At 45.0% G+C, this 24915-nt stretch carries 32 protein-coding genes; 13 read left to right on the top strand and 19 right to left on the bottom strand.

Annotated features, from left to right (window positions below; translation table 11 throughout):
• From thrB to recO, 11 genes are all read left to right on the top strand, one after another.
• Positions 1-877, top strand: an 877-nt coding sequence (gene thrB, locus H740_RS05985; protein WP_002952398.1) for a homoserine kinase, incomplete at its 5' end; no start/stop codon positions are given.
• 25 nt (positions 878-902) lie between these two features.
• Positions 903-1187, top strand: a complete 285-nt coding sequence (locus H740_RS11525; RefSeq protein ID WP_002952399.1) for a YlxR family protein — start codon at positions 903-905, stop codon at positions 1185-1187.
• Positions 1153-3849: a translation initiation factor IF-2 gene (gene infB / locus H740_RS05990; protein ID WP_002952400.1), complete on the top strand. Its 2697-nt coding sequence runs from the start codon at positions 1153-1155 to the stop codon at positions 3847-3849. The genes H740_RS11525 and infB overlap by 35 nt, the downstream gene beginning before the upstream one ends.
• Entirely contained in the window at positions 3846-4217 is a 372-nt protein-coding gene (gene rbfA, locus H740_RS05995; protein WP_002952402.1) for a 30S ribosome-binding factor RbfA, read from the top strand. The genes infB and rbfA overlap by 4 nt, the downstream gene beginning before the upstream one ends.
• Positions 4204-4632: a ribosome maturation factor RimP gene (gene rimP / locus H740_RS06000; protein WP_002952403.1), complete on the top strand. Its 429-nt coding sequence runs from the start codon at positions 4204-4206 to the stop codon at positions 4630-4632. Before rbfA ends, rimP begins: the two co-directional genes overlap by 14 nt.
• Before the next feature lie 297 nt (positions 4633-4929).
• Complete coding sequence (gene accD, locus H740_RS06005; protein ID WP_002952405.1) at positions 4930-5823, top strand: acetyl-CoA carboxylase, carboxyltransferase subunit beta; 894 nt, start codon at positions 4930-4932, stop codon at positions 5821-5823.
• Between the two features lie 2 nt (positions 5824-5825).
• A complete protein-coding gene (locus H740_RS06010; protein WP_002947511.1) occupies positions 5826-6281 on the top strand; it encodes a 23S rRNA (pseudouridine(1915)-N(3))-methyltransferase RlmH in 456 nt (151 codons plus the stop codon).
• Between the two features lie 9 nt (positions 6282-6290).
• Entirely contained in the window at positions 6291-6644 is a 354-nt protein-coding gene (dksA, locus tag H740_RS06015; RefSeq protein ID WP_002952411.1) for an RNA polymerase-binding protein DksA, read from the top strand.
• A gap of 9 nt (positions 6645-6653) precedes the next feature.
• A complete protein-coding gene (locus tag H740_RS06020; protein ID WP_002952412.1) occupies positions 6654-7691 on the top strand; it encodes a hypothetical protein in 1038 nt (345 codons plus the stop codon).
• Entirely contained in the window at positions 7688-8605 is a 918-nt protein-coding gene (locus H740_RS06025) for a tRNA dihydrouridine synthase (protein ID WP_034957522.1), read from the top strand. Before H740_RS06020 ends, H740_RS06025 begins: the two co-directional genes overlap by 4 nt.
• Positions 8606-8607: 2 nt before the next feature.
• Positions 8608-9222 (top strand): recombination protein RecO, encoded by a 615-nt coding sequence (recO, locus tag H740_RS06030; RefSeq protein ID WP_002952417.1) that lies wholly within the window; start codon positions 8608-8610, stop codon positions 9220-9222.
• Here the strand turns inward: recO and H740_RS12405 are convergent, their stop codons facing one another.
• Complete coding sequence (locus H740_RS12405; RefSeq protein ID WP_269430634.1) at positions 9223-9348, bottom strand: hypothetical protein; 126 nt, start codon at positions 9346-9348, stop codon at positions 9223-9225.
• A 64-nt stretch (positions 9349-9412) separates the two neighbouring features.
• On the opposite strand from H740_RS12405, the gene H740_RS06035 reads away from it, so the two are divergent.
• Both H740_RS06035 and H740_RS12190 read left to right on the top strand, forming a co-directional pair.
• Entirely contained in the window at positions 9413-10438 is a 1026-nt protein-coding gene (locus H740_RS06035) for an ankyrin repeat domain-containing protein (protein ID WP_002952419.1), read from the top strand.
• Positions 10426-10566 (top strand): hypothetical protein, encoded by a 141-nt coding sequence (locus H740_RS12190; RefSeq protein ID WP_231679327.1) that lies wholly within the window; start codon positions 10426-10428, stop codon positions 10564-10566. The genes H740_RS06035 and H740_RS12190 overlap by 13 nt, the downstream gene beginning before the upstream one ends.
• Positions 10567-10666: 100 nt before the next feature.
• Here H740_RS12190 and H740_RS06040 read toward each other — a convergent pair whose 3' ends face one another.
• From H740_RS06040 to H740_RS06125, 18 genes are all read right to left on the bottom strand, one after another.
• Positions 10667-11434: a tRNA 2-thiocytidine(32) synthetase TtcA gene (locus H740_RS06040; protein ID WP_002952420.1), complete on the bottom strand. Its 768-nt coding sequence runs from the start codon at positions 11432-11434 to the stop codon at positions 10667-10669.
• Positions 11431-12114, bottom strand: a complete 684-nt coding sequence (locus H740_RS06045) for a 5'-methylthioadenosine/adenosylhomocysteine nucleosidase (RefSeq protein WP_002952421.1) — start codon at positions 12112-12114, stop codon at positions 11431-11433. Before H740_RS06045 ends, H740_RS06040 begins: the two co-directional genes overlap by 4 nt.
• Positions 12111-13031 (bottom strand): ACP S-malonyltransferase, encoded by a 921-nt coding sequence (gene fabD / locus H740_RS06050; RefSeq protein ID WP_002952422.1) that lies wholly within the window; start codon positions 13029-13031, stop codon positions 12111-12113. The genes H740_RS06045 and fabD overlap by 4 nt, the downstream gene beginning before the upstream one ends.
• Positions 13032-13041: 10 nt before the next feature.
• Positions 13042-13653 (bottom strand): FKBP-type peptidyl-prolyl cis-trans isomerase, encoded by a 612-nt coding sequence (locus H740_RS06055; protein ID WP_002952424.1) that lies wholly within the window; start codon positions 13651-13653, stop codon positions 13042-13044.
• Positions 13654-13712: 59 nt separating this feature from the next.
• Entirely contained in the window at positions 13713-14609 is an 897-nt protein-coding gene (locus H740_RS06060; RefSeq protein ID WP_002952426.1) for a tetratricopeptide repeat protein, read from the bottom strand.
• Positions 14610-14617: 8 nt separating this feature from the next.
• Positions 14618-15136 carry an OmpA family protein gene (locus tag H740_RS06065; RefSeq protein ID WP_002952428.1) on the bottom strand — a complete coding sequence of 173 codons (519 nt, stop codon included), beginning with the start codon at positions 15134-15136 and terminating at the stop codon, positions 14618-14620.
• A gap of 53 nt (positions 15137-15189) precedes the next feature.
• A complete protein-coding gene (tolB, locus tag H740_RS06070; RefSeq protein WP_002952429.1) occupies positions 15190-16464 on the bottom strand; it encodes a Tol-Pal system protein TolB in 1275 nt (424 codons plus the stop codon).
• Positions 16465-16474: 10 nt separating this feature from the next.
• Entirely contained in the window at positions 16475-17305 is an 831-nt protein-coding gene (locus H740_RS06075; RefSeq protein WP_002952430.1) for a TonB C-terminal domain-containing protein, read from the bottom strand.
• Positions 17298-17690, bottom strand: a complete 393-nt coding sequence (locus H740_RS06080; RefSeq protein ID WP_002952432.1) for a biopolymer transporter ExbD — start codon at positions 17688-17690, stop codon at positions 17298-17300. Before H740_RS06080 ends, H740_RS06075 begins: the two co-directional genes overlap by 8 nt.
• On the bottom strand, positions 17687-18151 hold the full coding sequence (locus H740_RS06085; protein WP_002952433.1) for a MotA/TolQ/ExbB proton channel family protein: 465 nt from the start codon (positions 18149-18151) through the stop codon (positions 17687-17689). Before H740_RS06085 ends, H740_RS06080 begins: the two co-directional genes overlap by 4 nt.
• A gap of 116 nt (positions 18152-18267) precedes the next feature.
• The gene (gene atpC / locus H740_RS06090; protein WP_002952434.1) at positions 18268-18657 is read right to left on the bottom strand and encodes an ATP synthase F1 subunit epsilon; all 390 of its coding nucleotides are present in this window, start codon (positions 18655-18657) and stop codon (positions 18268-18270) included.
• 17 nt (positions 18658-18674) lie between these two features.
• A complete protein-coding gene (gene atpD / locus H740_RS06095) occupies positions 18675-20072 on the bottom strand; it encodes a F0F1 ATP synthase subunit beta (protein WP_002952435.1) in 1398 nt (465 codons plus the stop codon).
• A gap of 13 nt (positions 20073-20085) precedes the next feature.
• The gene (gene atpG / locus H740_RS06100; protein ID WP_002952436.1) at positions 20086-20970 is read right to left on the bottom strand and encodes an ATP synthase F1 subunit gamma; all 885 of its coding nucleotides are present in this window, start codon (positions 20968-20970) and stop codon (positions 20086-20088) included.
• A gap of 9 nt (positions 20971-20979) precedes the next feature.
• On the bottom strand, positions 20980-22497 hold the full coding sequence (gene atpA, locus H740_RS06105) for a F0F1 ATP synthase subunit alpha (protein WP_002952438.1): 1518 nt from the start codon (positions 22495-22497) through the stop codon (positions 20980-20982).
• A 13-nt stretch (positions 22498-22510) separates the two neighbouring features.
• A complete protein-coding gene (locus H740_RS06110) occupies positions 22511-23041 on the bottom strand; it encodes a F0F1 ATP synthase subunit delta (protein WP_002952440.1) in 531 nt (176 codons plus the stop codon).
• Positions 23041-23538: a F0F1 ATP synthase subunit B gene (locus H740_RS06115; RefSeq protein WP_002952441.1), complete on the bottom strand. Its 498-nt coding sequence runs from the start codon at positions 23536-23538 to the stop codon at positions 23041-23043. The genes H740_RS06110 and H740_RS06115 overlap by 1 nt, the downstream gene beginning before the upstream one ends.
• A 1-nt stretch (position 23539) precedes the next feature.
• Complete coding sequence (locus tag H740_RS06120) at positions 23540-23962, bottom strand: F0F1 ATP synthase subunit B family protein (protein WP_002952442.1); 423 nt, start codon at positions 23960-23962, stop codon at positions 23540-23542.
• A gap of 98 nt (positions 23963-24060) precedes the next feature.
• Positions 24061-24912, bottom strand: coding sequence for a ParB/RepB/Spo0J family partition protein (locus H740_RS06125; protein ID WP_034957517.1), 852 nt, complete (start codon positions 24910-24912; stop codon positions 24061-24063).
• Positions 24913-24915: the final 3 nt, after the last annotated feature.

The raw sequence follows: 24915 nt of genomic DNA on the forward strand, positions 1-24915 counted from the left end.
TTTAGTCCCCGCCACGAGCGCAAACATCGGCCCCGGTTTTGACGCCCTAGGACTTGCTCTAGAGCTACACAACACAGTCGAGATAACGAGGGCAAATTTCGCCTCCGTGAGTATTTTGGGCGAAGGTAAAGACAACGCGCTTCTTAAAAAAAACAACATTTTTTTATCTATTTTCAATGAAATTTACGTCAAACTAACGGGCAAAAAAGATACTTTTCGCATGATTTTTACCAATCAAATCCCGTTTTCGCGCGGACTTGGTAGCTCCTCTGCGGTTATCACTTCAGCCATAGCGGCAGCCTACGCGGCAGCTGGGTTTAAGGCTGATAAAAGCGCTATTTTAAACCAAGCTCTAGTTTACGAAAATCACCCGGATAACATAGCTCCTGCGACGCTTGGCGGTTTTGTGAGCTCAGTCGTTGAAAACGGCAAGGTAAAATCACTAAAAAAGCCTTTAAGCGCCGATATCAAAGCCGTCGTCGTGATCCCCGATAAACCCATGAGCACGAACGAATCTCGCGCCAAGCTACCTAAAAATTTCACTATGGGCGAGTGTGTTAGCAACCTCTCTCACGCCGCATTTCTCACGGCTTGCTTTTTTAGCGAAAATTACGAGCTTTTAAGAACGGCGGCAAAAGACGTCATGCACGAACAAATCCGCATGCAAGACCTGCCAGAACTCTTTGAGGTGCGCAAGATGGCCCACGAAAACGGCGCTCTTTTAAGCACGCTTTCTGGCAGCGGGTCTAGCTTTTTAAACATTGTTTACGCGGACGATGCGGCAAATTTAAAACAAAAACTGCAAGATAAATTTAAGAGCTTTCGAGTTGAAATTTTTAATTTCGACAACGACGGGATAAAAATCCTACAAAGCTAAAAAAAAGCTAAAAGAAGTTATAATAATGGCTCAAAATTTTATCCCTATCAGGACGTGCGTAGTCTGCAAAAAGCGCTTTGAACAGCAAATTTTGCGTAGATACAGACTGATAAATTCTTCGCTATTTTTCGGAAACGGAAACGGACGCAGCTTTTATCTTTGCGAGGAATGTCTAAAAAAAGACGAGAAAATTTTAAGAAAATCGCTCGGAAGAGTCGCAGGCAGCTTTATAGCGACGCTACAAAACGGGCAAAATTTAAAGGAGATACTCTTAAATGGGGACTGTTCGAATTTCAGAGATAGCAAATGAGCTCGGCTACAATAGCAAAGAGGTTTTAGAAAAGGCTATTGAGCTTGGGCTAAAGGTCAAAACGCACTCAAGCGGCGTTAGTCCTGAAGAAGCGGCGGCGCTATACACCTACATCCAAACTGGCGAGATCCCCGAAGCTCTCAAGAAAAAACCCGAAAAGAAAAAACCGACCGTAAAAAAAGCGGAAGCTAAAGCGGGCAAAGAGGAAAAAGAAAGCAAGCCAAAAGAGGCTAAAAAACCAACCGCCGCAAAAGAAGAAAAGCCTTTGCCAAAAGAAAAAGTAGAAACAAAAAACGACGAGAAATCTGAAAAAGAGCAAAAAACAGTCATTCAAAAACCGGCCGAAAAAGCGCCGGAGCCAAAAATCCAAGCAGCTCCCAAAGAGGAGCCAGAAGCCCAGCCTGCCGCCAGCGAGCCCGTTCAGCCAAAAGAAAGCCTAGCCGACGTTAGCCTACAAAAAAGGCGCGGCCTAGTCATCGTAAAAAAGAAAAAAGACGAGCAGCCAGCACCTAGAGCAAGCGAGAGAAGAGAGTCTGCGCCGGCGCTAAATTTGGAAAATATGTTTAAATTTAGCGACGAAAAGATCGAGCGCAAAAAGAAAAAAGAGAAAAAGCCAGTCATCGCAGCTAAAAAAGACGGCGCTACAAAGATGGATCTACTCGGCGACCGCGACATGGCCGACATCGTGATAGACGATGAGGATGTGGTTATATTGCCTGATTTTTCCGTACGAACGCAAACTCCGGAGCCTCAAAAAACAAGACAGCCTGCAAATACCAGCTACAAACCGGTACTAAATACATCGGTAAGTTCATTTCTAGAGCAAGGTACTGCGCGTAGGCCTCGCAAAAAACATAAAAAATCGCAACGAGCCGACCATAACGGCGAATCGGTAACCTACGTTGAGATACCAAAAGAGATCCGTCTTTACGAATTTGCCGACAAGATCAACAAGCAACCGAGCGAAATCATCGGCAAGCTCTTTATGCTAGGCATGATGACGACCAAAAACGACTTCCTAGACGAGGATGCGATAGAGATTTTAGCAGATGAATTCGGCATCGAGGTAAATATCGTCGATACGCAAGAAGCGTTTGACTACGTTAAAGCCTACGACGAAGAAGAGGAGCAACTAGACGATGCAAATTTGACCGTCCGAGCTCCTGTTATAACCATCATGGGTCACGTCGATCACGGTAAAACCTCGCTACTAGACTACATCAGAAACTCGCGCGTGGCAGCGGGCGAAGCGGGCGGCATCACGCAACACGTGGGCGCCTACATGGTAAATAAAAACGGCAAAAATATTACCTTCATCGACACTCCGGGCCACGAAGCGTTCACGGCTATGCGCGCTAGAGGAGCCAAGATCACCGATATCGTCATCATCGTGGTCGCAGCCGACGACGGCGTGAAACCGCAAACCAAAGAGGCCGTAAGCCACGCAAAAGCCGCTGGCGTGCCGATCATAATCGCGATAAACAAGATGGATAAAGAGGCTGCAAACCCAGACAAAGTAAAAAGCGAGCTAGCCGAGCTAGATATCTTATCCACTGACTGGGGCGGCACATACGAGTTCGTTCCGATCTCTGCAAAGATGGGTACGGGCATAGACGATCTGCTTGAGATCGTACTCTTGCAGGCTGAAATTTTAGAACTAAAGGCAAACGCAAAGGCAAATGCCAAAGCAGCCATAATAGAAAGCTCGCAGCAAAAAGGGCGCGGTCCGGTAGCTACGGTTATCGTAGAAAACGGTACCCTAAGAGTCGGCGATATCGTGGTTGCAGGCGTCGCATACGGCAAGATAAGAACGATAACCGACGATCAAGGCAAAATTTTAAAAGAGATAAAACCGGGCGAATGCGGCGTGATAATGGGACTTAGCGAAATTCCTGAAGCCGGCGAAACGCTAATAAGCGTCAAAACCGACAAAGAAGCCCGCGAATACGCACAGAAAAAGGCCGAATATTTGCGCCAAAAAGAGCTCAGTAAGACAACGAAAGTAAGCCTAGAGGAGCTTAGCGAGAAGATCGCCGAGGGCGAGCTAAAATCGCTCCCTGTCATCGTAAAAGCCGACGTGGGCGGCTCGCTAGAAGCCATCAAGGCAAGCCTAGAAAAGCTTCGCAACGACGAGATAAAAGTAAATATCATCCACTCAGGCGTGGGCGGCATCACCCAAAGCGACGTGGAGCTAGCCAGAGCGAGCGAAAACTCGGTGATTTTGGGCTTTAACATAAGACCGACGGGCGAAGTAAAAGAAAAAGCCAAAGAAAGCGGCGTCGAGATCAAAACCTACAACGTCATCTATAACCTACTTGACGACGTAAAGGCGATCCTAAGCGGCCTAATGTCGCCTGTCATCCACGAGGAGCAGCTCGGACAAGCCCAAGTACGCCAGGTCATCAACGTCCCTAAAGTGGGCGCAATAGCAGGCTGCATGGTAACCGAGGGCACGATAAACCGCGGCGCAAAAATCCGCCTAATCAGAAACGGCGTAGTCGTACACGAGGGCACCGTAAGCTCGCTAAAACGCTTCAAAGACGACGTGCGAGAGGTTGCTCGCGGCTTTGAGTGCGGCGTGGGTATCGACGGCTACAACGACATCAGAGAGGGCGACTACATCGAGAGCTTTAAAGAAGTAGAGGAGCAAGCTAGCCTATGAACCCCTCGGAGATAAAGCGCCTGCGCACGCAAAGCGTACTAAAAGAGCTACTACCTGAGGCTCTATCTACGCTTGAGGATGAGCTTTTACGCGGAATTTGCGTAACCGACGTCGAGTGTAAAAAAGGCAGGTACGACGCGTTTATTTATCTAGATAAAATGATGTTTGACGAGCGCGAGCAGGCCTATATACTAGACCGCCTAAAGCGCGTATCAAAGTACCTGCAAAATCACTGCATGGCAGCTGAAGGCTGGTATAGGGCGCCGAATTTTCACTTCAAATTCGACGATAGGCTCGAATACCAAAACCACATGGACGATTTGTTTGAAAAAATCTCAGAGGATCTAAATAAAAATGCAAAATCTTGAAAATTTGATCTCGCAGTGCGGCGTACAGCTCTATGACGTCGAGGTCGCAAACGAAAACGGCAGAGCGATTTATAGGATCTACATCGCAAAACTGGGCGGCGTAAATTTGGACGACTGCGAAAAGGTTTCGCGCTTACTCTCGCCGATATTTGACGTCGAGCCGCCCCTTAGCGGTGACTACGTGCTAGAGGTTAGCTCGCCCGGACTTGAGCGAAAGCTAGAAAAATCGAGCCATTTTATCTCGAGTATCGGCGAACTAGCTAAAATCTCAGCCGAAGTAGACGGCGAAAACAAAAAACTAAAAGGCAAAATTTTATCCGCCGACGATGAAGAAATATCGTTTGAAAGCGAAGGTCAAATTTTAAAAATAAAAATCGCAAACATAAAAAAGGCGAAAACCTATATCGAGTGGTAAGCTGCAAATTTAAAGGCTCAAATTTATTGAGTTAAATTTTACAAATTTGAGCTCTTTAAATTTATATCGCAAAGTTAAAACGCACCGCAGTAAAATCTCTTAAATTTAACCCTTCAAATTTTAAAACCAACTCCGCGTAAATTTAAAATTTCCACGGAAAACAAAAAAATAATAGCGCAAATTTACGCGATTCTACCCGCCTACTCCCGAAAGCGCGTAGCGTAAATTTAATACCCGACTAGCAAAACATAAGCTAACTTTGGCTATAATCCCTAAATTTTTTAAAAAGTAGGAACCATGAGCTTTTTAGATATTTTTTCCAAAACGAGAAAGCAACAATCCGCTCCTAGCGAGGCTCCGGCGCACTGGGTCAAATGCGACAGCTGTCACTCGCTGATGTATTACAAAGAGGTCGAGGCAAATTTTAACGTCTGTCCAAAGTGCGGTTTTCACATGAGATTAGCTGCCGATAAGAGGATAGCGATGATCTGCGACGAAGGTAGCTTCGTCGAGCTTGACATCAAGCTAAAGCCCGTCGATCCGATCAAATTCGTCGATAAAAAATCCTATAAAAAACGCATAAGCGAAAACGAGGAAAAAACGGGCAGAAGCTCGGCCGTGATCTGCGGCGAGGCCAAGATCGACGGTATGAACGTACAGCTGGCGGTTTTTGATTTTAGCTTTATGGGCGGCTCTTTAGGCTCGGTCGAGGGCGAAAAGATCGTGCGCGCCGTAAAAAGATCGCTCGATAAAAAGCAGCCTCTCATCATCGTTTCGGCTTCGGGCGGAGCGAGGATGCAGGAGAGTACGTTTTCGCTAATGCAGATGTCAAAGACCTCCGCCGCGCTAAAGCTGCTTGACGAGGCTAAGGTGCCCTATATATCGGTCTTAACCGATCCTACGATGGGCGGCGTGAGCGCGTCTTTTGCGTGGCTAGGCGACGTCATCATCGCAGAGCCCGGCGCTCTCATAGGATTTGCCGGACAGCGCGTTATCAAGCAAACCATCGGAGCCGATTTGCCCGAAGGCTTTCAAAGATCGGAGTTTTTGCTAGAGCACGGCCTAATAGACGCCATAGTCGAGCGCAAAGAGCATAAGCAATTTTTAAGCGATATGATAAGGCTGCTCTCAAACAACCCGGCCTACGCCGCTAAGCAGCCGAGCGCTCAAAATTTGGACGACGAGGAATAAATTTGGAAATTTCCGTGTTTTGCATCCAAAAGTCAAAACGTGAAAATTTTGAAAACGAGATCAAAGAGTACGCGAAGATGTCGTCAAAATTCGCCAAAATTTCAGATGTCGTTATATTTAACGACAAGATCGCAAAAGCCCAAAGCAAGGGGCGAGACGAAGCGCTAAAAGCTTACGACGAGGTTTATGAGCCAAATTTAAACGGCTTTTGCGTGGCGCTTGACGAAGCGGGCCGCGAATTTAACAGCGAGGAGTTTGCCAAACTCATCTCGGACAAGGCTCAAATTTCGTTTTTTATCGGCGGAGCTTACGGGCTGAGCCAAAATTTTAAACAAAAAACGGACGCAGTCGTCAGCCTAAGCCGCATGACGATGGCGCACAAGATAGCAAAGCTTATGCTTCACGAGCAGATTTTCAGAGCTCTTTGCATAAACGCGAACCACCCATATCACAAATAAAGGAAAAAAATGCGCAAAAGCGACCTGGAGCAGTTTAAGGCACTTTTACTGGAGCGAAAAGCACAGATAACTAAAAACATTTTAGACTCGTCAAACGAGATGGCAGGACTACGCCAAAGCGGCGTCAGCGACGAGTTTGATATCGCCTCCGTAAACGCCGATCAGCTCATCGAGCAATCAATCAGCGCTCAACAAAGACAAGAACTAGCCGAGATCGACGTCTCGCTGCGAAAGATCGCCGACAAAACCTACGGCATCTGCGAGATGTGCGAGGAAGATATCGGACTGGCGCGTTTGCGCGTCAAACCGCACGCAAAATACTGCATCACCTGCCGTGAAATAGTGGAAAAAACCGCAAAATAGGGGTACGCCATGCAAATCAAACGTTTTATAGTCTACGCCGTGCTTTACCTGGTCGTAGTCGGCGCGATCGTTTATCTTTTCAACGACGGCTCTTACGAGCTTCATCTTAAATTTGCCATTTTCGGTAGCGACGTCGAGTATGCGTTAAGTTTACCCGTCGCCGTCTGGATGATATTGCCGCCTGCGATTTTGACGATATTTTGCGTGCTTCACATGGCTTATCACGGGTTTAAATTTTACGCATTTAAACGCAAAATTTCACACGATGAGAAATTTTACAGAGAGCTCGGTAAGGAAATTTTGCTAGGCCTTGATACGAACAAAGACTTTAAAACGAACTTTTATAAAATCCCGTCCCAGATAGCCAGAGTCCTCTCGCCGTGGGATAGGTACAAGGACGCAAATATCGAGGGCGAAGAGCTACAAAACGCCCTAGACACGGTGCGTACGGTCAAAAACGGCGAAGTCGCCGACCTAAAGAAATTTAAGCTACCCAAGGACAATCCGCTCTTTATCAAAAACGAGCTAAACAAAATAGCAAATTTGGACGGATACTATCTGGAAACGCTTAAAAAACCTATGGGTGATCAGGGCGAAATAGTCCGCGAAGCAAGGCAAAAGCTAATAAATTTAGGCTCGCTCGCCGATATCAAAAAATTTGCTCCAGATCTGGACGAAAAAGAGATCATGACTCTTATTGCCCGCTTTGCCAAAGACGAGATAAATTTGAGCAACGACGAGATTTTAGAGCTGTTAAATTCAGACAAAATTTCAAAAGATAGCTTTAGTATCAGCGCCGCGACGCTAAAAAGCAAAATCGCTCCGGACGCTATCATCGGCATATTCGAGCGCCTCAAAAACGAACGCCAAGAGGCGCAAGAGGCATACGTTTATCTGCTGTTTGAGTTTGAGATGCTCGAGCGCGCACAAGAAGTTTTGGCAGGCCTTGAAGCCGGCGAATATCAAAATTTCCGCACCCTGCTCTACCTCAGACAAAACGGCAAAAACGTCCCGACCGATCTATTTTTCAAGCACGCGCATTGCTGATAGATTTTTCAAAAAAGCCGCTTTTTCTAGCTCCGCTCGCGGGCTTTTCGGATCTGCCGCTTAGAAGCGTGGTTAAGCAGTTTGGTTGCGACGTGACCGTAAGCGAGATGATTAGCGCAAACGCCCTAGTTTACGAGGGTAGTAAAACGCTTGAGATGCTCAAAAAATCGCCGCTTGAAACGCCATATATCGTGCAGATCGCAGGCAGCGACGCGGATATAGTAAAAAAAGCGGTAGAAATTTTAAACGATATCGACGGTATCGACGGTATCGATCTAAACTGCGGCTGCCCTGTGCCAAAAGTCGTCAAACAGTCCGCGGGCTCGGCACTGCTAAAAGATATCTCGAATCTAAAACGAATCGTAGAAACCATCAAAAAAATCTCAAACAAGCAAATGACTAGCGTCAAACTGCGCCTAGGTTTTGATGAAAAAATCCCTGAAATTTTAGCCCTCGCCGCGCAGGACGCCGGAGCCGACTACATCGCATTTCACGGACGCACGAGAGCTGGCGGATACACGGCAGCGGTCGACTACGCCGCGATCGGCCGAGCTAAAGAGGCGGTAAATATCCCTGTCATCGCAAACGGCGACATCTCGCCGGAAAACGCGAGCCAGGCGCTAAATTTAACCAACGCCGACGCGCTAATGATAGGACGCGCTTGCATCGGCATGCCGTGGGTTTTCCACGAGATAAAAACGGGCGGCAGTATTGACGCGGCGACGAAAAAGGCGATCATTTTGGCGCATTTTGATGCGATGATCGAGCACTACGGCGAGCACGGAGCGGCGATATTTCGCAAGCACCTACACCGCTACTCCAAAGGCATAGACGGCGCAAGCGCCTTTCGCGACGAGATAAATCACATCGCCGAGCCTGAGATCCTGCGCCAAAAAATCCAAACCTTTTTCTAACCATGCAAGGTTACATCCTGCACACGCAAAAGGTGCGCGACGAGGACCTGCTAGTCTACATCCTAACGCCCTCGCTACTAGTTAAATCCTACCGCTTCTACGGCGCGCGCCACTCAAACGTCCTGCAAGGCTACAAGATCGACTTTGAGCTCGAAGGCGGCGAAAACTTCCTCCCGCACCTGCGCAGCGTCCTGCACCTAGGCTACCGCTGGCTACTCTCGCGCGAGCGGCTACTCGTATGGCAGCAGTTTATGCGCCTACTCTACGCGCACCTGCGAGACGTCGAGCAGATAGACGAGGTGTATTTTCGCGAGCTTGAGCTTTGCGCCTCGCGCTTTGACAGGGGCGCTCCCAAACGCCTACTCATCGAGAGCTACGTGCGCATTTTAGAGGCCGAGGGCAGGCTACACGATGAGCTTTTTTGCTTTATCTGCGACGAACCCGTAGAGGATAGCGTTGCGCTAGCCAGGAGCTTTTTACCCGCCCACGAGCACTGCGCCGCGCAAAAGGGCTTTAGTGTAGAAAAGATAAAAATGCTCTTTAGCGAACGCTCTACGCTACTGCTTGACGATGACGAGATAGACGCGCTATACTCCATTTTGCTTCAGGGGCTTTGATCAAATTTGGCGTTTCAAATTTGACTTGCCAGAGTTTGCTTTCAAATTTAACCCGCTCAAATTTAATGCGGGCGGATCTCGCCGTGCCCTGCTCCCGATATCCAAATTTATCAGCTCAAATTTCATCAAATTTACCGCCTCTTTACCGGCTTTTAGTTAAAATTTTGCAAATTTGACTTAAGGGATAAATTTGAAGAAATTTGCACTCGGCTTTGCCGCTCTTTTCCTTGTCGTTTTCGTAAATTTTATTTACGAAAAGCTATCTCGCCCTACGCATTTTACCGTCACGCCGGACACCAAGATAGACTCAAACTCTGAGCTAGCCAAATACGTAACGCAAGAGGAAGTGGACGATTTTGGTTTTAGATACTGGGATATAGACGAATACGAGGAGCACAACGCCACCCTTAACGCTTTAAGAAATTTGCTGAGGCTAAAAGATACGGATAAAATTTTAAATTTTATAACAAGAAACGGGCTTAGCGCCGACATAAAGATGAAGGCAAACACTACTCCGCTGATGTACGCTAGCTTTTACGACGACGAAGCCACGGCAAAAAGGTTGATAGATATGGGCGCAAACGCTCATGCGAAAGACAACTACAAGCTCTCGCCCCTAGCCTACGCTATAGAAAACAACTCTACAAAGACCGTTAAGCTCTTGCTTGATAGCGGGGTTAAATTTAGCAATAAAGAAAAAATTCAAAGATATTTAAAAGCGCCCCAAAACGATAGGATAAAAAGCTTGACTATCGACGGAGATAATATATTTGTAGAGTACGAAGCAAAATACGGTCAGAAAAACGAAGGCTCAAAAGGCTGGATATTGCCTTTTGATTATATTGCCTTTGGCAACTTTACCGAGATGCTACAAATACTATTTAGTATGGGGTATTTTGACGAGAACGGCAACTATTTTAAAGATATGGAATATATGCCAAACTACGAACCTATGCTAAATTTGCTACTAGACAATAACGTTTCGGGGCAGCCTACTAGCGAGGAGCTGAAAGAGGCGTATAAAAAGTGCCATGATACTTATATATGGTATAAAATAAGATGGATAGACGGAGAAAATATAAACAAAAAAAGGCCGTTTTATGTAGATATGCCAATAAAAAATTTAGAAAAATATTGCACCGAGCCTGATGGAACCTTTCAAGACGTACGAACATTTATGTCGTGGGCAAACGAGCAAAAAAGATGGATGCAATAATACGCATAGGAGATACGGATAAGGTGATCCATATCGACGCCAATATAAGTAGTCAAGACAAAGAAAAGCTAATATCAAATAAACTAATCCAAAAACGAAGGAGCAAAAATGCCGCAGAGCGACGATAACGTATCCTCTTATGCGCAGTAGGAGCAAGGGGATAGCCGACCGGCAAAAGTCAAATTTGACCGAAAGAGCGGTCAAATTTAAGCTAAATTTGACGAGTACTCACTCCTCGTCGGTCAAATTTTGCGCCCCGGCGGCGAAAAACGTATCGCTGTGGATGTTTTCAAAAGCAGCCTTTAGCGAGACGAAAAGCTTTGGATTTTGCTTTTCTAAATTTGCCAAAAGCTCCTTAGTTTCGGCTCTAGCGTGAGGCATCTTGATATCAAATCGCATCGCCGGACACGCCTCGTCGCCGATAACCGTAAGCCCGTTTCGCACGGCGTTTTCGCGTAGCTGTCTTTCGCGCACGAATATAAACGGCCTGATAACCTCGATCCCGTTTGCCGCGATATATTTGGGAGCAAGCGTTCGTAGCGCGCCGTTATAAGTAAAATTCATAAAAAAGCTCTCAACCGCGTCGTCGAGGTGGTGGGCGATAGCGAGCTTGTTAAAACCGTGCTCGATCGCGTAGGTGTAGAGATAGCCGCGCCTCATACGCGAGAAAAAACTACAAAAGCTGGAGTTTTTGCGGATCTTGTCCTTGGATATCTCAAAGATCGAGCTATCGATCACGTCGTGCTCGATGCTGTGCTCGGCGCAGTGGCGCGTGAGATAGGCGTAGTCCTCGCCCATGCCGTAGCTTAGCGTCACGGCCTTAAACTCAAATTTTTCGGGCGTGACGTTTTGCATGTGTTTTAGCACGTGTGCGAGCGCGAGACTGTCCTTGCCGCCACTAAGACCGAGCAAAATTTTATCCCCGCCGCGCACCATGCGGTATCTGGCGTTAGTTTGCCCGACCTGGCGCAGCAGCCGCTTGCTAAGCTCTATCATAGCCGCTCGATCATCGCGAGCATGAACTGCGCGCTGACGTTTGCCGAGTCTTGTAAAAATTTATCGAAGTCAACCTCCGCGCTCCCGCCCGCCTCGTCGCTGATGGCGCGAAGCACGAAAAACGGTACGCCTAGACTCTCGCAAACTAGCGCCACGCTAGCGCCCTCCATCTCGGCCGCATCGGCTTTGAAGGTCGCTTTTAGCCACTCTTTTTTCGCATTATCGCAGATAAACTGATCGCCCGTGGCTATGACGCCACCTTTTAGCTCGATGCCTTTTTCGGCAGCGACGCTAGAGGCTAACGCATTTAGAGCGTCGTCGCTTTTGATAAAGATACTGGTCTCGGGCACGTAGCCGTGCGGGTGTCCAAACGCCGTAATATCGACGTCGTGCTGCACGAGACTAGTAGCATAGAGCATATCGCCGATTTTTAAATTTGGATTTAGCGCGCCTGCGACGCCGGTAAAAAGCAGTTTCTTGGCACCGAATTTTTCGATCATCGCGCTTGCGGCCAGGGCGGCGTTTACTTTGCCGATCTTAGAGTAGGCGATCACAAGCTCTTTGCCGCCGAAATTTGCGAGGTAAAATACGTTATTTGCGTGCTTAACCTCTTTGTAGTCTTTGATACGCTCGAGCAGAGGGGCGACCTCCTCGCGCATCGCGCCTAAGATCGCTATCATTTAAGCTCCTTTAAAAGCTCTTCAAGACTGCTAAGATCGGTGACGCTAAAGGTCGGCTTTTCGGTGATTTTTTTGTTGATGCCTTTTAGCACGCTACCGCCGAACTCCACAAAAATATCAACCTCGTTTTCGATGCTTTTGATGCTTTGTTTGTATAAAACGGGGCTAACGAGCTGGGCTTTTAGCAAATTTAGCGCTTCGTCTTTCGTGCCGTAAGCCTTCGCCGACGCGTTTGAAACGACTGGGGCAAATTTGGCGGCTAATGCCGGCTCTAGCTGTGCCGTTAGTTTCTCGCTTGCGTTTTTCAAAAGCGGGCAGTGGCTAATGACGGACATATTTAGAGGCAGCACGCGCTTAGCGCCCGCTTCTTTAAACGCTGACTCAAATTTGGCGATGTCGTCTTTTAGACCCGCGATCACGATCTGACCGTCACAATTGTAGTTCGCGGCGTAAATTTGATGGCCGTCCGCCTGAGCGTTTTTGCAAATTTGCTCGACCGTCTCATCGCTAAGCCCCAAAACAACGCTCATCGTTACGTCTTTGCCTGCGCAGTCCTCTTGCATAAATTTACCGCGTAAATTTACGATCCTAAGCGCACCCGTAAAATCAAATGCGCCGCTAACCGCAAGCGCGCTAAACTCGCCCAAAGAGTGCCCGAGCGCAAATTCCGGCTTGAAATTTACGCTTTGCTTTAGCGCTAGATAGCACATAAGCGAGTTTAAAACGATGGCAGGCTGAGTAAATTCGCTCCTGTTTATAAGGTCGTTTTCGTTGAAAAGTAGATTTGAAAAGTCGATTTTTAGGCTATCGCTTGCATTTTGTAAAAGCTCGACGGCCGGACGGAAATTTTCGTAAATTTCCTTACCCATACCGATGCTTTGCGAGCCTTGTCCCGGGAATATAAACGCCGCTCTCATCTAGATACTCTTAGTGGCAACCGCATCCGCCGTCATCGTGATGATGACCGTGTCCAGCGCAGCAGCCGCCCTCTTTGTGCTCATGATGGCCGTGGCCTCCGCAGCAACCGCCCTCGCCGTGGTGATGGTCGTGATCGTGTCCGCCGCATCCGCATGTATGTGCGCCGCCTACCATACCCGTAGCTATCTCGTCCTCTGTAGCGTCGCGTTTGTCGAAAATTTGAACCTTAAACTCCAAATCTTTGCCTGCGTAAGGGTGGTTAAAATCAACCGTTACGTCGTCCTCGCCGATAGATTTTACTATCACGCGTACGCTCTCGCCGTGCTCGCCTTGACCAAAAAGCTCCATACCTTCTTTTAGCTCGATACCTGCAAATTGCTCTTTAGGCAGCATCTGAACGGCACTAGAGTCGTACTCTCCGCAAGCCTGTGTAGCCGGGATAACGATAACCTTTGTTTCGCCCTTTTCTAGTTTAGTAACCTCTTCTTCTAGTTTCTCGATGATATGCCCACGGCCTGTTAAAAAGGAAATTTCCTGCCCTACTTGCATATTGGACTCTAAAATTTCGCCCGTTTTTGCGTCTTTTAGCTCATAAAACATAGCTATAACTTGTTCTTTCACGTTCTTCTCCTATTTATGAAAATAACGTGATTATATCGTTAAATTTATTAAAGAATGTTTTAGTTTCGAGTAGGTGCAGCTTTGGCTTCTTTGCTGTCCGGATAGCCTAGTTTTAGCGCTTTGTAAAATTTATTCGCACTTGCCGTGTCTTTTATCTTATCAAAGCTGATAGCTGTGTGGTAAAGAAGCTTTGGCGTATACTCAGCCTTGTCGTAGAGCTGGATACTTTGCTGGTAGTATTTTATGGCGTTGTTGTAAGCCTTTTGCTGATACGCTATCTCGCCGAGATAAAAATTCGCCATTGCAGGCTTATGATCTTTACTTAAAAGATATTCGTATCTAGCTTTTGCATCGTCGAGCTTACCTGCGTCAAATAGCTTTTTAGCTTCGCTTGCTACGTCTTGATTTTTTTGCTTGGTAAAATCAGTCTTCGGAGCTTGCGACTCAGCAGCGGTTGGACTGCTAGCTACCGGTTTGTCTTCATCGTTTTTTTTTGTGGCGGCAGGTGCGGCGTTGCTCTTATCTATCAAAGCGCCCATATCTTTAAGGGCTTTGGTGATTTTTGCGTTGTTGGTCTCTTGTATTTTTCGGCTTTCTTCTACGTATTTTTTAAGCTCGTCAAAATCGCTTTTTGCGGTAGAATTTCCGTCATTTCCTTCGATATCGTTTAGTCTTTTTTCTATCCTAGACATTCTTGAGTTTAGTCCGTCTAGTACGCTCTGCAAGCCTTCTAAGCGCTCTTGCATAGCATTTAAATTTGACTCAACGTCGCCCATATTTCTACTTAAATTTTCTACGTTTTGCTTGTTTTTTAGAAAAGTTTTTTCGTTATCGGTCAAACCGTAGGGACTCGAGCTATCTAAATTTCCAGCATCAAATACCGAAATTTCATTGGAAGCGGAATAAGAGAGAGTGGCTCCTATAAAAAGAGCCACGAAAGTTTTTAAATTCGTCATAAAATTAATTATGGAAGAACTTTAAATTCAGCACGTCTATTTTGAGCGTCGCAAGCTTTTGTTTTGTCTGTGCAAACAGGATTGCTTTCACCATAGCTTACAACTGTGATTCTATCAGCAGCAACACCTTGTTTTACAAGAGCGTCTTTAGCAGCTTTTGCTCTTTTTAGACCAAGTGCATAGTTATACTCATCTGTACCCCACTCGTCGCAGTTACCCTCTACTTTTACAGAAAGAGCTTGAGCCTCTGATTGATTAAATAGACCTGCGTTTGTGTTGATAGCAGACTGCATGTCGCCTTTGATGTTAAATTTGTCAAAGTCAAAGTATACAGTTTGAACTTGACCTTCGATGCTTGAAATTAATTGTTGCAATCTCTCGCTATCGCTCATCATGTTATCGCTTGAGTTCATACCACCCATATTTTGATTGGCATCAGCACTCATATCAACTTCAGGGTTTTTAGAGCTACAACCGCTCAACAATAAAGCCGCAATAGCAGCAGAAGCTAAAACTACTTTTTTCATTTTCATCCTTTTCTAGAAATTTGAAGTGATTATATCATAAAAATTACTAAACATTACCAATCAATCGACTGAATTTTGCCGATTTTTAACGGAAATTGGAAACTTTTGTTTTCATTTACGCGAATTATACCAAGAGAACTCTGTCCTCCAAGCTCTTTTATAAACACTACGCTTTGCCCGTCGCTAGAAAATCTAGGGTATAAATTTTTACCGCTTGCAGTGAGCTGTCTGATGTAATCAGTCTGCGTAGAGATCATGTAAATGTTAAAATCTTTCGTTCCAAAGCTACTCTTGCCGTCTTCTCTACTAGAATAAACTATATAGTTTTGGTAGGTGCTGACGGAGTTGTTGTTTTTGCCATGATAGACCAACTGCTCAAAACCGCTTCCATCTACGTTTTGCGCGAAAACGTTAGGATAGCCGAGTCTATCGGAAACGAAAACTACGCGTCTATCGCCATCGACGAAGTTGCCGTTGACGTCTATGCCGCTATAGTTGGTTACCTGAGATAGCCTTTTTGAATTTAGGTCGTATATATAGATATCAGGCTGATCTTGAGGAGCCATAGTTAGCAAAATTTTATCTCCACTTTGGCTAACGTCGGAGGCTATAAGCATACCGCCCTTGCTATCTAAAATTTTAGTTTTTTGGCCGCTTGCAACGTCGTATCTATAAAGAACTAAATTTTTGCCGCTGTAATCAGAGTAGTAAAACGCTCTCTGGTCAGCCCCTATCCATTTAGGAAATATATTCAAACCGCCGCGTACAAGTACTTTTTGGTAGGTCAAAGTATAGTCGGCTATGACGATCTCGCTTTGTTTTGAACCCGTTCCTTTTGCAAAGATGATAAATTTCTCCATCCAGTTTACAGGCGGCATTTTTAGCTCGTTGATAAGCTCAACTATCGCTTTGTGTGCGATAAACGGATACTTTGCTCCGTCGTTCATATTATAAATTTTCTCATACTGAGTAGTGGCTGTTTTTGCATTTATAAGCTTAACCCTGAGGGTTAGAGGCGAGTTTGCAGAGCCCTCAAGCGCATATCTAAATATAAGCTGTGCACCCTTTTCGCTCATCATGTTCGTATTTGAGTCGCCTTCATAGCTACTGGCAATATACTCGTCCACGACCTCAAAATCAGAGCTAACCTTTAGGTCGCCTAACATGATTTTATGAAATTTGCTTTTAAAAGCCTGATCGCCTACGGCCGTTGTAGCGTCTTGAAGCACGATTTTTGGTAGGGCTAAGCCTTTGTTGACGACCGAAATGGTTGCATCAACGGCAAAAAGCCAACTGGCAAAAGCAAGAAAAAGTAAAATTTTCTTCATTTTTCCTCCGTTATTCTAGTTTATCTTCTAGTTTGGTTCCGAGCCTAACAGCTCTGCCTATCTGGGTAGGCGGCGGAAATTTCTCAAAAGTCATACTTTGCAAGAAATCCCTAACTTTGTCGTTAAATTCGCTATTATACGATAACTTTTTTATATCGTAACTAAACGATCCGTCAACATCGATTACTATCTCGACTTCTGCTTCATCGCTAGAGTCGGCCTTATAGGCACTCCATTTGCTCTGCAAAATTCTGCTGATCGTGCCGAAATATTCGTTGTATTCGCCCGTCATTTGCGACTTTGGAGTTTTAGCAACCTGATCCAAAGTAAGCGAATTTATCACGTCGCTAGCTTTTTTTTGCTGGATCGTTATCTGGACTTTTTCCGGTTTTTTACGACTTTGTTCTTTTGGTTGCTCTTTTTTCTTGGTGACCTTATCTTCTTTTAGCTTAGAGGTATCGATACTGCCGAATAAATCCTTTAAATTTGGCTCTTCAACCTTTTTTTCTTCAGGCTCTGGCGGTGCGGGATCTGGTTCAGGCGGCTTGTTTGTGGTGTCTGGCTTTGACTCTTCTTTTTTAACCTCTTCCTCTTTTTTTACAGGCTGGGGTTTTTCTTCTTTTACAACCTCTTTTTTAGGCTCAGGCGCTTTTACGGTGATGTCGGGCTCGCGCTCAACTATCATGATATCCATAAAAGCATCTTTAGTATCGGTGTATTTTTTCGGCTCTTCCTTAAAATAGGTAAGCTTAATAAAAATACCGCTTATGATACAAAGATAAAGAAAAGCCGATAATAGGAAATAGCCGGAGGTGTTAAATTTGAGATCAAATTTATCCATTAGTCTGAAGCGCCACCTTTGTAAAGCCTGCGTTTTTTACGCTCTTTAGAACAAACATCACATCGTCGTATATGAGGCTTTTGTCAGCCTTGATATAAACCGGCGAGTTTTTATCGTATTTTGCTCCGATAAGTACGATATTATCGGGAAGCTCACGCAGATCCATGGTGTTTTGGTCGATCCTAACCTTTTTTGTAGCATCAACGATAACGGTCAAATCTTTTCTTTGAGCCGAGGATGTTTTGGTTTTTGAGCCGTCCGGTAGTAAAATTTGCTCCTCGTAAACGATAGTAGGCGTCGTAACCATAAGAATCGCTAGCAAAACAAGCATGATGTCCACGAGCGGAGTTATGTTTAGCTCCGGAGTTTCGTCAAGATTTATCATTGATCTTCTTTAAGCGTTACGAGGATGTCGACTTCACGCCTGATGACGCCCATGAGCTCATAGGCTTTTCGTTTGATAAGTAAGCTAAAGGTATAAGCTGGAATCGCCACGAATATACCCGCTCCTGTAGCCACAAGAGCCTCGCTGATAGCTGGGGCGATAACACCTAGCGACGCATTTCCTCCGCCTTGACCAAGCTGAGAAAATGTCTCCAAGATGGAAACAACCGTACCAAAAAGTCCGATAAAAGGCGAAGTGGAAGCAATAATGCTAAGCCAAGTAATGCCGCTAGTCGCGTTTCTCTCTGAGATACTAACGGCGACCGAAAGCTTTTCTTTAGATACGGAGCCGCTTACGAATCTTTTTAAAACGGAGTCGTTTAGAGTATGCTTAGAGCCGCCCATTAATAGCGACTCAAGCGCATTTTGCTCTTTTTTTTGCCATGAGGTAAGCCCCGCCATACGGGATAAAAGTATGGTAAGGCTTATTATAAAATAAAAAGAGAGCCAACTAAGTACGAATATAGTAATAAAACTACTTCTTGATAAGTAGTTCAAAAAAATATCAAGCCCAGCCACTATCTTGTCCGAGCCATGCTATCTAGTTTTGCTACGGCAGCAGCCATAGCGTTGTTCTCGCTGCTCATGCTAGCGATCAAATCCTTTGCTTTTTGCAATGAATTTGCTATCTCGCTCTCGGAATTTCCAGACACGTGAACGGCGCCGTCGGCAAGGATCGTGGCCTTACCTTCGTTTATCTCGGCATATCCCCAGTTTATCGCGACGGCATCATGGCTTTTATCTTCGCTCTCGATGTCTATAACACCGGCTTTCAAAAGCGAAATAAGCGAGGCGTGTCCGGGCAAAACCCCGAACTCACCCTCACTGCCCGGCAAAACTACGCTTTTGATATCGTTTGAAAACACTAAACCCTCAGGCGTAACGATTTCTAAATGTAATTTATTCATTACTTTTTCCTTTAAATTTAGGCTTTAAGTTTTTCAGCTTTTGCTATCGCCTCGTCGATGTTTCCTACCATATAAAATGCGTTTTCCGGCAAATCATCATATTTGCCTTCCAAAATTCCCTTAAAGCCAGCAATATTCTCCTCAAGACTTACGTACTTACCAGGACTTCCCGTAAATACCTCGGCAACGAAGAACGGCTGAGATAAAAATCTCTCAATCTTTCTAGCGCGGTCAACCGTGACCTTATCTTCTTCGCTAAGCTCGTCCATACCAAGGATAGCGATGATGTCTTGAAGATCTTTATATTTTTGTAAGACCGCCTGCACGCCGCGAGCAACTTTATAGTGCTCACCGCCTAAAATTTGAGGATCGAGCATTCTTGATGTCGAATCAAGCGGGTCAACCGCAGGATAAATTCCCTTTTCTGCAATAGCTCTGTTTAGAACGGTAGTCGCGTCAAGGTGCGCGAAAACGGTTGCAGGAGCCGGGTCGGTAAGGTCGTCCGCAGGAACATAAACAGCCTGAACCGAAGTAATTGATCCCTTTTTGGTCGATGTAATTCTCTCTTGGAATTTACCCATTTCGCTTGCCAAAGTCGGCTGATAACCAACGGCTGACGGAATACGCCCAAGAAGTGCCGACATCTCTGCACCAGACTGAGAGAAACGGAAGATGTTATCAATAAACATCAAAACGTCAAGTCCCATCTCGTCGCGGAAATACTCAGCCATCGTTAAACCTGTTAGAGCGATACGGTTTCTTGCCCCTGGTGGCTCGTTCATTTGGCCATAGCACAAGGCGACTTTGTCCAAAACGTTACTTTCTTTCATCTCGTGATAAAGGTCGTTTCCTTCACGAGTTCTCTCGCCAACACCCGCAAATACAGAGTAGCCGCTGTGTTTAAATGCAACGTTGTGGATAAGCTCCATGATAATAACCGTTTTGCCAACGCCAGCACCACCGAATAATCCGACCTTACCACCCTTTGCGTAAGGAGCCAAAAGGTCAACCACCTTTATGCCTGTTTCAAAAATTTCACTCTTCGTGCTTTGCTCTTCAAACGGTGGAGGATCGCGGTGAATAGACCATTTTTTGTTAAATTCTACACCCTCGCCTTCGTCGATTAGATCGCCGACAACGTTAAAAATTCTTCCCAAAACTTTTTCGCCAACCGGAACGCTAATAGGCGCGCCAAGAGCCGTAGCCTCAAGGCCTCTAGTTAAACCTTCACTCATATCCATGGCGATAGTTCTTACGCGGTTATCGCCAAGGTGTGCGGCAACCTCTAGCACAAGTCTATTTTGCTTGCCCTCAACCTCGAAATTTACTTCGACGGCTTCGTTGATCTTGGGTAAATAATCCGTGAAATCGACGTCGACTACCGGACCCATTACCTGAGAAATGATACCTTTCATCCATACTCCTTAATTATTTCATTGATTCGACGCCACTGATGATCTCGATAAGCTCAGTGGTGATAGACTCTTGGCGAGCCTTATTATACGATAGTTTTAGCTGTCCGACGCGCTCTTTGGCGTTATTAGTCGCATTATCCATCGCCTGCATTCTGGCGCTATGCTCAGCCGCAAGGCTATCTACTAAAGCATAATACATACTATACTCGAAATACTTCGTAAGTAGTTCGTTTAAAATTTTACCGTCATCGCTTGGTTCAAATTCCATCAAAGAATTCGTCTCTACTTCGACTAGTTTTGGCGGCTCGACCGGCACGATATCGTTTATGCGAATTTGCTGAGAGATCATGTTATTATAGCCGTTATGCACCAAAATAACCTTATCCGTCGCACCGCTTATAAAATCGTCTATCGCGTCTTTTATAATATTTTGAGCTTTCTCATAGGTCGGAGACGAGCTCACGCCGACGTATTTTTCAAGCAAATTTATACCCTGGAAGCTGAAAAATTCTATACCTTTTTTACCTATTGCGCGAAGTCTTATCTTTACTTTTTTCGCTTTAAATTCGTTAATCATATTTCTAACGGTTTTAATGGTCTGAATATTAAAACCGCCGCAAAGACCCTTGTCTGCGGTGACGAATATAATATCAACCTTCTCGATATACTCCTTAACGTCGAAAAATTTGCTCTCGGTATTTACGGAGCGATATTGGTTGATCTTGTAGGCGATTTCAGATAAAACTTCATTGATCTTGAGCGCATAAACCCTAGAGTGACGAGCGGCTTCTTCAGCCTTACGAAGTTTGGCTGTAGACACGAGCTTCATCGCGCGCGTTGTCTTTTGGGTATTTTGGACGCTCTTGATCTTTCGTTTTATATCTTTTAAATTTGACATATTCTAGCCTTAGTTAGCGGCAAACGTCGCTTTAAAGTCTTTTAGCGCCTTATGCAAAAGCTCCTCGATTTCTTTGTCAAGTGCTTTTTTGGTTCGAATTTGCTCGAAAATTTCAGGATACTTCGCCTCAATATAAGGATAAAGCTCAGCTTCAAATTTTGTAACCGCTACAGTCGGGATATCATCTAGGTAGCCTTTCGTACCGGCAAAGATAATAACGACTTGCTTTTCGACGGCTAGCGGGCTGTAAGGAGGCTGTTTTAATACCTCGACCATCCTCTGACCGCGCTCGAGCTGTTTTCTCGAACTCTCGTCTAGGTCACTCGCGAACTGCGCAAACGCTTGAAGCTCGCGGTATTGCGCAAGGTCAAGTCTTAATGTTCCAGAAACTTGCTTGGTAGCTTTTATCTGAGCTGCACCACCGACGCGAGAAACCGAAAGACCGACGTTGATCGCAGGGCGGATACCTGAGTTAAATAAGTCAGACTCAAGGAAAATTTGACCGTCGGTAATAGAAATAACGTTTGTCGGAATATACGCAGAAACGTCGCCCGCTTGCGTCTCAATAATAGGAAGCGCTGTTAGGGAGCCTGCACCTAGCTTATCATTTAGCTTAGATGCGCGTTCTAGCAAACGAGAGTGTAGGTAGAAAACGTCGCCAGGATACGCTTCGCGGCCTGGTGGTCTGCGAAGAATCAAGCTCATTTCGCGGTATGCGACGGCGTGTTTTGAAAGATCGTCATAGATGATTAGGGCATGGCGAGAGTTATCTCTAAAATATTCACCCATAGTTACGCCCGCATATGGAGCTAGGTATTGAAGCGCGGCAGCGTCTGATGCACCTGCATTTACGACGATGGTATACTCCATAGCGCCGTACTCTTCGAGTTTTTTAACAACTTGCGCGACTGTTGATTGTTTTTGTCCGATCGCTACGTAGATACAAATAACGTCTTGACCTTTTTGGTTGATGATGGTGTCTATCGCGACGGTAGTTTTGCCTGTTTGGCGGTCGCCGATGATGAGCTCGCGTTGTCCGCGGCCGATCGGCACTAGTGCGTCGATAGCTTTGATACCTGTTTGAAGCGGTTCGTGAACGCTCTTTCTAGCCATGATGCCTTTTGCTTTTTCCTCGACGAATCTAGTTTCGCTAGCTTCGATCGGACCTTTAGCGTCTATCGGCTCACCAAGCGAGTTTACGACGCGACCTATTAGTGCATCACCCACAGGAACGCGTAAAAGCTTAGCTAGGCGTTTTACACTCGAACCCTCTTTGATACCGTCTGTTTTGCCCAAAATAACGATACCGACACTGCTTTCCTCAAGGTTTAGAGCCATGCCTTTTTCGCCGTTCTCAAACTCGACCATCTCGCCAGCCATAACATTTTTTAGGCCGTAAACGTTAGCAACGCCGTCGGCTACGGATATAACTTTGCCCGTCTCGTTCACATCAACGTTAAGGCTGAAATTTTCAATCCTTTCCTTGATGATGGCGCTGATTTCATCTGCTTTTATTTTTGCACTCACGCTTTTTCTCCTTTTATATTGCTTTTAATATGTATTCGCTCATTTGGGCTTTTAGCCTATCTACCGAAAAGCTAGCCTCCACGCCCAAATCGTCTAGTTCAACCTTGATACCGTTGTAGTCGATTTTTACCGACTCTAAAATGATTTTTGCATTAAATCTCTTAGAAAAGCTACTTTCGAGCTCTGAAATTTGAGCCTGGCTGATCTGCGAGCCGCCGTAAATTTTGCCGTAAAAAACATTATCCATTTTTGATTTTTGCGCTAAAAGCTCTGAAACGATATTAGGCAAAATATCAAGTCTTTTATTTTCGCCGAGTAGTTTTATGAAATTTACAAATTTCTGATCCGCCTCACCGACTAAAGATAGAACAAAATCAGCTTTTTGACTATTTTTTAAATTCGGCGAAACGATGATATTTTTAAATTTTTCATTTGCAAATGCGTTTGCGATCTCTTGTAGCTTGGCAGTAAAGCTATTAAACTTATCTTTGCTAAGGTCGCTAACTAGGGCTTTTACGTATTTTTTTGCGATAAGTTCTTTCATTAGCCGACCCTTTTAAGCATGATATTGATAAGCTCGCTTTGATCCATTTTCACACTGTCGCTTGCAAAAATTTCATTTAAAATTTCGCCCACAACGGACTTAACCATGCGTCTTTTTTCAAATTCTTTTTGGTCTTGGAAGCTTTTTTCTAAATTTGCGACCTCTTGTCTGGTTTCTTCTTTGATACGCTCAGATATCAAAACAGCCTCTTTTCTAGCTGTTTCTACTAGACTGGCTGCATTTGCTTTAGCCTCTTCTACACGCCTTAGAGCGTCGTCTTTTTTGGCTTTTGAGTCTTTTAGTTTTTGCTCGATATTATCAAGTCTCGCCGCGATAGCGGCAATTCTTCCTTTGTAGGCATTTTTGATAGGGTTTGCTATAAAATAATACAAAATCGCGGCAAAAACGATAAAGTTTATCGTTCTAGGTACGATGTCGTATCCGCCGTCCGCCATCAAAACAAAAGGACATAATAAAAGTAAAATTTTGCTTTTCATATTAAATCCTTGCGAGTTTTGCTTTTAAAGCAGCTTGAAGTTCAGGCAATTTTTGCTGCAAATCAGCTCTAAAATCGCTCTTTTGAGAGTTTAAATTTTGGATAAAAGCATCGTAATCAGCCTCCAAAACTCCGCGCTTTTCGCTGACTATCTTAGCGGCCGCGTCTTTTGCAGCATTGATAGCTTCCTGCTTGATCTTGCCGGCTTCGTTTCTTGCGGCAGCTATGAGCTGTTCTATCTGCGCTTCATACACGCCAAGATCGCTCGTATTTTTGCTAGCGCTCTCTTCGTCGTTTTTTATCGCATCGTTTCTAGCGTCTATAAATTTAAGTAGAGGCTTGTAAAGGATGGAATTTAAAACAGCGATAAGCCCTAGAAAAATAACTGCCGTCAGGACGACTAACGGCAAATTAATTTCCAACATCAAATCTCCTTAAAGTTTAATATTTTCTTAAGCATAATAAAACCGTACTTATTTTACAAAAAAAAAGGATAAAACAAGCTAAATTTAAATAAATATTTTTATTTTATCTTGTTTATTAGCCTATCGATATCTGCTATGTCTTCAAATTCGATAGTGATTTTTTTGCCTTTTATCTTAATCGGCACGTCAAATTTAGAAAAAATCTCTTTTAAATTCGTTAGTCTTTCAAGGTACCTCTCATCTAGCTTAAGTGCGGCTTTAGGCGGCAATTTATTTTTTAGATTTTTGACCAAATTTTCCGTCTCGCGCACGCTAAGGCGCTGCCCGATGATGGTATCGACCGCCGTTTTTTCGTCGTTTGGATCAAGCCCCACGATGACTTTGGCGTGCCCCTGCGTTAGTTTGCCTTCTTTTATGTACTCTTGCGTCACGGCGCTAAGGCTCAAAAGCCGCATCGTATTTGTTATCTGAACTCTGCTTTTGTGGATGATGTTTGCTAGCCCGTCCTGCGTGATTTTATATTCGTCTATCAGTTCTTTATAAGAATTTGCAAGCTCGATCGGATTTAAGTCTTCTCTTTGGATATTTTCTATGAGTGCTAGTTCGCGCAGGCTTTGGCTCTCGATGTCGGCGACTATGGCTTTTATCTTATTTTCACCCAGTAGCTTAGTCGCGCGAAATCTCCTCTCGCCCGCGATCAGCATATATCCGCCGTCTTTTTCTATGACGATGATCGGTTGGATGAGTCCGTGTCTTTTGATACTTTCGCTAAGCTCTCTTAGCGCAGTTTCGTCGAAATTTTTACGCGGCTGATACGGGTTTTCTACAATCAGGTCTAGATCAATATCCTTTACTATATCGCTGTTGCCCTCATTTAGCTCAGCTTTGTACGCAAGCTCGACGTCTTCTAGTATGGCGCCCAGTCCGCGCCCCAAACTTCTCTTTGCCATCTT

The sequence above is a fragment of the Campylobacter showae CC57C genome (assembly GCF_000344295.2).
Classification (GTDB): Bacteria; Campylobacterota; Campylobacteria; order Campylobacterales; family Campylobacteraceae; genus Campylobacter_A; species Campylobacter_A showae_B.

Coding starts and splice junctions, on each gene's coding strand:
- H740_RS12405 (WP_269430634.1), bottom strand. CDS start 9,348: ATGAAATTTGAGCTGATAAATTTGGATATCGGGAGCAGGGCACGGCGA.
- fabD (WP_002952422.1), bottom strand. CDS start 13,031: ATGAGAGCGGCGTTTATATTCCCGGGACAAGGCTCGCAAAGCATCGGT.
- H740_RS06080 (WP_002952432.1), bottom strand. CDS start 17,690: ATGATAAATCTTGACGAAACTCCGGAGCTAAACATAACTCCGCTCGTG.
- H740_RS06040 (WP_002952420.1), bottom strand. CDS start 11,434: ATGATAGAGCTTAGCAAGCGGCTGCTGCGCCAGGTCGGGCAAACTAAC.
- H740_RS06120 (WP_002952442.1), bottom strand. CDS start 23,962: ATGTTGGAAATTAATTTGCCGTTAGTCGTCCTGACGGCAGTTATTTTT.
- H740_RS11525 (WP_002952399.1), top strand. CDS start 903: ATGGCTCAAAATTTTATCCCTATCAGGACGTGCGTAGTCTGCAAAAAG.
- rimP (WP_002952403.1), top strand. CDS start 4,204: ATGCAAAATCTTGAAAATTTGATCTCGCAGTGCGGCGTACAGCTCTAT.
- rbfA (WP_002952402.1), top strand. CDS start 3,846: ATGAACCCCTCGGAGATAAAGCGCCTGCGCACGCAAAGCGTACTAAAA.
- H740_RS06020 (WP_002952412.1), top strand. CDS start 6,654: ATGCAAATCAAACGTTTTATAGTCTACGCCGTGCTTTACCTGGTCGTA.
- H740_RS06045 (WP_002952421.1), bottom strand. CDS start 12,114: ATGATAGCGATCTTAGGCGCGATGCGCGAGGAGGTCGCCCCTCTGCTC.
- H740_RS06085 (WP_002952433.1), bottom strand. CDS start 18,151: ATGGCGGGGCTTACCTCATGGCAAAAAAAAGAGCAAAATGCGCTTGAG.
- atpG (WP_002952436.1), bottom strand. CDS start 20,970: ATGTCAAATTTAAAAGATATAAAACGAAAGATCAAGAGCGTCCAAAAT.
- H740_RS06075 (WP_002952430.1), bottom strand. CDS start 17,305: ATGGATAAATTTGATCTCAAATTTAACACCTCCGGCTATTTCCTATTA.
- accD (WP_002952405.1), top strand. CDS start 4,930: ATGAGCTTTTTAGATATTTTTTCCAAAACGAGAAAGCAACAATCCGCT.
- H740_RS06065 (WP_002952428.1), bottom strand. CDS start 15,136: ATGAAAAAAGTAGTTTTAGCTTCTGCTGCTATTGCGGCTTTATTGTTG.
- H740_RS06060 (WP_002952426.1), bottom strand. CDS start 14,609: ATGACGAATTTAAAAACTTTCGTGGCTCTTTTTATAGGAGCCACTCTC.
- H740_RS06115 (WP_002952441.1), bottom strand. CDS start 23,538: ATGAAAAGCAAAATTTTACTTTTATTATGTCCTTTTGTTTTGATGGCG.
- recO (WP_002952417.1), top strand. CDS start 8,608: ATGCAAGGTTACATCCTGCACACGCAAAAGGTGCGCGACGAGGACCTG.
- H740_RS06125 (WP_034957517.1), bottom strand. CDS start 24,912: ATGGCAAAGAGAAGTTTGGGGCGCGGACTGGGCGCCATACTAGAAGAC.
- tolB (WP_002952429.1), bottom strand. CDS start 16,464: ATGAAGAAAATTTTACTTTTTCTTGCTTTTGCCAGTTGGCTTTTTGCC.
- atpC (WP_002952434.1), bottom strand. CDS start 18,657: ATGAATAAATTACATTTAGAAATCGTTACGCCTGAGGGTTTAGTGTTT.
- infB (WP_002952400.1), top strand. CDS start 1,153: ATGGGGACTGTTCGAATTTCAGAGATAGCAAATGAGCTCGGCTACAAT.
- atpD (WP_002952435.1), bottom strand. CDS start 20,072: ATGAAAGGTATCATTTCTCAGGTAATGGGTCCGGTAGTCGACGTCGAT.
- H740_RS12190 (WP_231679327.1), top strand. CDS start 10,426: ATGGATGCAATAATACGCATAGGAGATACGGATAAGGTGATCCATATC.
- dksA (WP_002952411.1), top strand. CDS start 6,291: ATGCGCAAAAGCGACCTGGAGCAGTTTAAGGCACTTTTACTGGAGCGA.
- H740_RS06110 (WP_002952440.1), bottom strand. CDS start 23,041: ATGAAAGAACTTATCGCAAAAAAATACGTAAAAGCCCTAGTTAGCGAC.